The sequence below is a fragment of the Nocardia sp. 852002-20019_SCH5090214 genome, assembly GCF_001665865.1.
GTDB lineage: Bacteria > Actinomycetota > Actinomycetes > Mycobacteriales > Mycobacteriaceae > Nocardia > Nocardia nova.
Window position 1 is genome coordinate 1 of sequence record NZ_LZMK01000163.1, and the last position, 750, is coordinate 750.

The following is a 750-nucleotide window of genomic DNA, read 5'->3' on the forward strand; positions in this document are numbered from 1 at the left end:
CGAACTCGATGATCTGTGCTGGGCGGCGGTGGAAGCCAAGGCGATCGAGCTGGGTGTGCAGCTCGCTCCGGGTCAGGTTCCCGGCGTGCTGATCGGCCGCGCGGTCGCCTGCGGCCGCGAACTGTGGGGTTCGTTCGAGGATCTGCACCTCGACATCTGGGGCCCGCGCTCGGGTAAGACCACCTGCCGGGTGATCCCGGCGATCATGGACGCCCCGGGCGCGGTGGTGGCCACCAGCAACAAGCGCGATGTCGTGGACGCCACGCGCGGGCATCGGGCGACGGTCGGCGAGATCTGGGTGTTCGATCCGCAGGGCGTGGCCGGCGCCGAGCCGTCGTGGTTCTGGGATCCGTGCGCGTGGGTGGCCGGTGAGGGCGGCAGCGGCGCTCAGGAGCGTGCGGCCGAGCTGGCCGCGCACTTCGCCGATGCGACCGACTCCAGCAGTGGGGACGCGTTTTTCGAGCCGGAAGGCGAGGACCTTCTCGCCGGGTTGATCCTGGCGGCCGCGTTGGACAAGAAGCCGATCACTCAGGTGTTCGCGTGGGTGACTTCGCCGACGGATCAAGCGCCGGTTGGTGTGGTCCAGAAGCACGGGTTTTCGCTGGTCGCAGGTGCGCTGGCTACGCAGTACAACGCGCCGGACAAGCAGAAGGGCGGCGTGTTCTCGACCGCGAAGAAGATGGCGGCGGTCCTCAAGTATGAGGAAGTGCGGCAGTGGGTGTGCCCGCCGTCGAAGGGTGAGCGGCCCCG

1 protein-coding gene is annotated in these 750 nt (G+C 68.9%); it reads left to right on the forward strand.

Annotation, left to right across the window (positions count from 1 at the left end):
* Positions 1-750: type IV secretory system conjugative DNA transfer family protein (locus A5780_RS13765; RefSeq protein ID WP_197521745.1), on the forward strand; the 750-nt coding region annotated here is incomplete at both ends.